We start from the raw sequence: 6,505 nt of genomic DNA, 5'->3' as shown, positions 1-6,505 counted from the left end.
GCCGCGCGCGGTCGGGCGCCGCGAGCCGCGCCGGGCCGCCGCCGTCGTGGAAGCTGTCGCCGAGCGCCACCACCGCGCGGGGCTGGTAGATCTCCACCAGCAGCGCCAGCCGGCCGAGCGTCGCCTGCGTGTCGTAGGGCGGCAGCATCTGGCCCCGGCGGGCGAAGGACGACCCCTTCTCCAGATGCAGGTCCGCCACGATCAGCGCGCCGCTGTCGGGCTCATAGACCGCGCCCGAGGCGTCGGCGACGAGCGCCGCGCCCGCGACGGACAGGGTCCGGGCCGGCGCGGTCCGGATCGGCGGGGGAGCGAGGGAGGCGGACGGAATCATGGACGGAACGTAGCAGGAACGATCGACCGCCGTCCATGGCGGTCGCGGCCGTGGCCGAAACGTCGCGCAACGGCCGGAGGCCCGCCCCCAAAGCGAGGCCCCCGGCCGCCGTCGACGCCGCGCGTCAGCGCGTCGTGGCCCAGAGCATGGTGCCGGCGAAGGTGCCGAACATGGCGAGAACTGCGGCCAGAACCATCACGTCTTCCATCGGCATGTCACATCCTCCCTGTGGAACGAGGGGCATGTGACGCCCGGAGCGAACCTGGCGCCTTGACGTGGATCAAGGCGCCGCGGGGCCCATGGCCTCCGCCACCAGATCCTCCGCCGCCTCGCGCAGCAGCGCGTCCTGCGCCGCGCCGTAGACCGGCTCGCGGCCGAGCTCCAGCAGGATCGGCACCGCGAGCGGCGAGACGCGCGCGAGCGGCGCGTGGCGGAGATGAGCGCGCACCCGCGCCAGCATCTCCGCCACCCGTTCGAGATCGATCAGCCCGCGGGCGGCGTCGGCGCGGGCGGCGCGCAGCAGGATGTGGTCCGGCTCGTGCCGGCGCAGCACGTCGTAGATCAGGTCGGTGGAGACGGTGACCTGCCGCCCGGTCTTCTCCCGCCCCGGAAACCGCCGCTCGATCAGCCCGGCGATGATGGCGCAGTTGCGGAAGGTGCGCTTCATCAGCGCGCTCTCGGCCATCCACGCCTCCAGATCGTCGCCGAGCATGTCCTGGTCGAACAGCGCGTCGAGCGAGAGCAGGCCGCCGGCGATCATGGCGGACAGGTCCGACAGGCCCCAGATCGCCAGCGCGTAATCCCCCGCCACGAAGCCGAGCGGATGGGCGCGCGCCCGCTCCAGCCGGCGGGTGAGCAGCATGCCGAGCGTCTGGTTGGCGAGCCTGCCCTCGAAGGTGTAGGCGACGATGAAATGCTTGCCGGCCTTGGGGAAGGTCTCCACCAAAAGCTCGTCGCGGGACGGCGCGGAGGAGCGCTCCGCCTGCAGGCGCAGCCATTCCCGCACCTGCGGCGGCAGCGCGTCCCAGCGGGCGGGATCGCCCATCATGTCGCGCACCCGGGCGGCGACGTCCGAGGTCAGCGGCATGCGCCCGCCCACATAGGTCGGCACCTTGGGCGCCTCGGAGGACGAGCGCGAAACATAGACCTCGTTCTCGATCAGCGCGTCGTAGCGCAGGATTTCGCCGCCGAACATGAAGGTGTCGCCAGGCGTCATGGTCTCGACGAAATACTCCTCGATCTCGCCGAGCACCCGCCCGCCATAGCCCGCCGGCCCGACCGCCCCGCCGGCGGCGCGGCGCACGCGGGCCAGTCGCACCTTCAGCGTCGTGGCCTCGATGATGGTGCCCACGTTCATGCGCCAGCGCTGGGCGACGTCCGGGTTGGCGACGCGCCACAGACCGTCCTTGGTGCGGCGGATCTTGGCGAAGCGCTCGTAGGAGCGCAGCGCGTAGCCGCCGGTGGCGGCGAAGGCGACCACCTCCGAGAACTCGTCGCGGGTCAGGGCGGCGTAGGGCGCGGCGGAGGTGACCTCGGCGAACAGCGCGTCCTCGTCGAACGGCCCGCCGCAGGCGACGCCGAGCACGTGCTGGGCCAGCACGTCGAGCGAGCCCGGCTTCACCGTGTCCGCGTCCTGCTGGCCGTCGAGCGCCGCCGCCCGCGCCGCCTCGCATTCGATCACCTCGAAGCGGTTCGCGGGCACGATCAGCGCCTTGGAGGGCTCGTCCAGCCGGTGGTTGGCGCGGCCGACCCGCTGCAGCAGGCGCGACGAGCCCTTGGGCGAGCCCACCTGCACCACAAGGTCGACGTCGCCCCAGTCGATGCCGAGATCGAGCGTCGAGGTGCAGACCACCGCCCTGAGCCGCCCCTCCCCCATGGCGGCCTCCACCTTGCGGCGCTGGCCCACGTCCAGCGAGCCGTGATGCAGGGCGATGGGGAGCGAATCCTCGTTCAGAAGCCACAGCTCCTGAAACGCCATCTCGGCCTGCGCGCGGGTGTTGGCGAAGACCAGCGTGGTGCGGTGGGCGCGGATGGCGTCGTAGATCGCGCCCATGGCGTGGCGGGCGCTGTGCCCGGCCCAGGGCAGGCGCTCGTCGGTGTCGTGGATCGCGATGTCCGGCGCCGCGCCGCCGCGGATGCGCACAAGCTCCGCCAGCGCCGCGCCCCGGCGCGGGTCCACCAGCCAGCGGCGCAGCTCGTCCGGCGCCTTCACGGTGGCGGACAGGCCGACGAACACCGCCTCCGGCGCGAGCCCCCGGATCCGCGCCAGCGCGAGCGCGAGCTGGTCGCCGCGCTTCGTTGGGGCGAGCGCGTGGAGTTCGTCCACCACCACCCGCCGCACGGTCTCGAACAGGCGGCCCGCGCCCGGATCGCCGATCAGCAGCGCCAGCTGCTCGGGCGTCGTCAGCAGGATGTCGGGCGGCTGGCGCTTCTGCCGCTGGCGGCGGGCGGCGGGCGTGTCGCCGGTGCGGCCCTCGATGCGGATCGGCAGCCCCATCTCCGCCACCGGCCGCTCCAGATTGCGCGCCACGTCCACCGCCAGCGCCTTCAGCGGCGAGACATAGAGCGTGTGGATGCTCTCGCTCGGGCCGCGGCCTTCGGTGAGGTCGATGAGGCTCGGCAGGAAGCCCGCCAGCGTCTTGCCGGCGCCGGTGGGGGCGATCAGCAGCGCGTCGCGGCCCGCGCGGGCGTGGCCGAGCAGCGCGAGCTGGTGCGGGCGCGGCGTCCAGCCCCGCCCGGCGAACCAGGCGTGGAACCGGTCCGGCAGCGGCGAGACGGGGGTCGGGAGCGGCGGCGCGAGGGTCACGAACGCAGAGATAGGCCCGCGAAGCCGCTTCGGGGAGTGCGCCTCGACGCCTGACGCCCCTGTGCGGCGCGCGCCCGGCGCTTATCTTGTGGGCATGCGCCCCGAAGAGCTGCTGATCCCCACCCCTCAGGGCCTCTACTGCCCGCCCGCCGACGTGCATGTGGACCCGATGCGGCCCGTGCCCCGGGCGCTCATCACCCACGGCCACGCGGACCACGCCCGGCCCGGCCACGGCGCGGTGATGGCGACGCCCGAGACGCTCGCCATCATGGCCGCCCGCTACGGCGAGGACTTCTGCGCTGAACGCCAGCCGGCGGCCTATGGCCAGACCGTCGCCATCAACGGCGTCACGGTCAGCTTCCACCCGGCGGGCCATGTGCTGGGCTCGGCGCAGATCCTGTTCGAGACCAAGGGGTTTCGGGCCGTTGTCTCGGGCGACTACAAGCGCCAGCTCGACCCCACCGCCGCCCCCTTCGAGGTGGTGCCCTGCGATCTGTTCGTCACCGAAGCGACCTTCGGCCTGCCGGTGTTCCGGCACCCGGACGCGGCCGAGGAGGTGGCGAAGCTGCTCGACAGCGTGGCGCTGTTTCCCGACCGGGCGCATCTGGTCGGGGCCTATTCGCTCGGCAAGGCCCAGCGGCTGATGGCGCTGCTCCGCCAGGCCGGATGGGACGGACCCGTGCATCTGCACGGAGCCATGGTGCGCGTCACGGAGGTCTATCGCCGGCTCGGGATCGCGCTCGGCGAAACGCCGCAGGTGGCGGCCCCGAAGCGCAAGGACATGGCCGGCGCGATCGTGCTGTGCCCGCCCTCGGCGCTGCGGGAGCTGTGGGCGCGGAAGTTCCCCGATCCCGTCACTGTCGCCGCCTCCGGCTGGATGCGAGTGCGCGCCCGCGCCCGACAGAAGGGCGTCGAGCTGCCGCTGGTGGTCTCCGACCACGCCGACTGGGACGACCTGCGCCGCACCATCCTCGACACCGGCGCGGCCGAGGTCTGGGTCACCCACGGCGAGGAGGACGCGCTGGTCCACTGGTGCGGGACCGCGGGCCTCAAGGCCCGCCCCTTGCGCCTCGTCGGCTATGGCGACGAGGGCGAGGCGGACCCGGAGGCCGGCGGCGCGACCGCCGCCGACGCTCCCGCCTGAGGCGCGGCCGTCAGCCGTTCTGCAGCGCGTCGCGCGTGGCCTTGGCCGGCGAGACGCCGCCGGTGATGTCCGCGGAGGGCTCGTCGCTGATCCAGCGATAGACCAGACCGCCGATCACGCCGCCCGCGAGCGGCGCCGCCCAGAACAGCCAGAGCTGCTGCAGCGCCCAGCCGCCCACGAACAGCGCCGGGCCGGTGCTGCGGGCCGGATTGACCGAGGTGTTGGTGACCGGAATGCTGATCAGATGGATCAGCGTCAGCCCGAGGCCGATGGCGATCGGCGCGAAGCCGGCCGGCGCCTTGCCGTGGGTCGCGCCCATGATGATGAACAGGAAGAAGGCCGTCAGCACCACCTCCGCCACCAGCGCCGCGCCGAGCGAATAGCCGCCGGGCGAATGGGCGCCGTAGCCGTTGGAGGCGAAGCCCTTGGCGAGGTCGAAGCCCGGCGCGCCGGAGGCGATCAGGTAGAGCGCGCCGGCGCCCGCCACCGCCCCGATCACCTGCGCGGCCACGTAATGCGGGATCTGCCCCGCCGGGAACCGGCCGCCGGCGGCGAGGCCGACCGTCACCGCCGGATTGAGATGGCAGCCGGACACGTGGCCGATGGCGTAGGCCATGGTCAGCACGGTCAGGCCGAAGGCGAAGGACACGCCGAGCAGGCCGATGCCCACATCCGGAAACGCCGCCGCCAGCACCGCGCTGCCGCAGCCCCCGAAGGTGAGCCAGAACGTTCCGATCGCTTCCGCCGCATATTTGCGCATGACAGTTCTCCCCGAGACCCCTCTCGCCCCGAAAGATGCCGGCCGGTCGCGCGAAAGTCCATTATGATTCTGTTGAATAGGCGAAAAGGGTCAGTCCCGCGCCCGCAGCGCGCGGCGGATGACCTTGCCGCTGGTGGTGAGCGGCAGCTCGTCCACGAAGATCACCTCGCGCGGGTACTCATGCGCCGACAGCCGCTCGCGCACGAAGCGGCGGATGTCGTCGGCGAGCGCGTCGGAGGCGGCGACGCCCGGTCGAAGCTGCACGAAGGCCTGCACGATCTCGGTGCGCAGCGGGTCCGGCCGCCCCACCGCCGCCGCCAGCGCCACCGCCGGGTGGCGGGACAGGCAGTCCTCGATCTCGCCGGGGCCGACCCGGTAGCCCGAGGTGGTGATCACGTCGTCGTCGCGGCCGACGAAGCGCACATAGCCTTCGTGGTCCATCACCGCCTGATCGCCGGTGCGCCACCAGTCGCCGCGGAACTTCTCCGCTGTCGCCTCGGGGCGGTTCCAGTAGCCGAGGAACATGATCGGGTCCGGCCGGCGCACGCAGATCTCGCCCGGCTCGTCCGGCCCGCAGGGGCGCCCCTCCCCGTCGAACAGCCCCACCACATGGCCGGGCGTAGGCTTGCCGATGAAGCCGGGCTTCGACACGCCGAGCCCGGCCGCCGACGACAGCACGTAGTTGCACTCGGTCTGGCCGTAGACCTCGTTCACCGTCACGCCCAGCGCCTCGCGCGCCCAGTGAAACGTGGCCTCCCCCAGCCGCTCGCCCGCCGCCACCGCCGAGCGCAGCCGCGCGCCATAGCGCTGCGGATTGGATACGCCCGCCATCAGCCGCAGCGCGGTCGGCGGCAGGAAGGCGTTGCGCACGCCCGCCTCCGCCATCAGCGCGAAGGCGCCCTCGGGGTCGAACTTGATCGCGGGCTGCGCCACCACCGCCACGCCGTAATGGAGCGCCGGCATCAGCAGGTTGAGCAGCCCGCCGGCCCACGCCCAGTCCGCCGGCGTCCAGGCGCGGTCACCGGGCTGGGGAAATTCCTCATGGGTCATGCGGAAGCCCGGCAGGTGGCCGAGCAGCACGCGGCCGCCATGGAGCGCGCCCTTGGGCGCGCCGGCGGTGCCGGAGGTGTAGATCATCAGCGCCGGATCGTCGGGCGTGAGCGCTGCGTCCTCCACCGAACCGCCCTCGGCGATCAGCGCGGCGTAATCCAGCGCCGCGCCGTCCGCGCCGTCGAGGGAGACCACGATCTCAAGGCCCGGCGGCGGCGTCTCCATGGCGGCGAGGCGGGCAAGCCCTTCCGCGTTGGTGACGATCGCGCGGGCGTCGCAGTCGCCGAGACGGTAGGCGATCCCGTCCGGCCCGAAGGCCAGCGCCAGCGGCACCGCCACCGCGCCGAGCCGGGACAGCGCCACATGGGCCGTCACCACCTCCGCGCCCTGGGGCAGCAGCACGGCGGCGCGGTC

General features: G+C 73.2%; 4 protein-coding genes and 1 pseudogene. 1 reads left to right on the top strand and 4 read right to left on the bottom strand.

What is annotated here, in order from left to right; all coding sequences use genetic code 11:
- Positions 1-331, bottom strand: a pseudogene (locus ACFQ4O_RS13470) (ligase-associated DNA damage response endonuclease PdeM); the annotation flags it as partial.
- A 280-nt stretch (positions 332-611) separates the two neighbouring features.
- Positions 612-3,137, bottom strand: a complete 2,526-nt coding sequence (locus ACFQ4O_RS13465; RefSeq protein ID WP_378776208.1) for a ligase-associated DNA damage response DEXH box helicase — start codon at positions 3,135-3,137, stop codon at positions 612-614.
- 94 nt (positions 3,138-3,231) lie between these two features.
- Here ACFQ4O_RS13465 and ACFQ4O_RS13460 point away from each other — a divergent pair, with 94 nt between their 5' ends.
- Positions 3,232-4,281, top strand: a complete 1,050-nt coding sequence (locus ACFQ4O_RS13460) for a ligase-associated DNA damage response exonuclease (RefSeq protein WP_378776207.1) — start codon at positions 3,232-3,234, stop codon at positions 4,279-4,281.
- 10 nt (positions 4,282-4,291) lie between these two features.
- On the opposite strand, the gene aqpZ is transcribed toward ACFQ4O_RS13460, so the two are convergent.
- Entirely contained in the window at positions 4,292-5,041 is a 750-nt protein-coding gene (gene aqpZ / locus ACFQ4O_RS13455; protein ID WP_378776206.1) for an aquaporin Z, read from the bottom strand.
- Between the two features lie 90 nt (positions 5,042-5,131).
- A partial coding sequence (locus tag ACFQ4O_RS13450; RefSeq protein WP_378776205.1) for an AMP-binding protein occupies positions 5,132-6,505 on the bottom strand: 1,374 nt, incomplete at its 5' end.

This window comes from Methylopila musalis, assembly GCF_042679725.1.
Lineage (GTDB): Bacteria > Pseudomonadota > Alphaproteobacteria > Rhizobiales > Methylopilaceae > Methylopila > Methylopila musalis.
The sequence above is the reverse complement of the archived record's forward strand: the minus strand, read 5'-3'. Positions and strand labels throughout refer to the sequence as shown.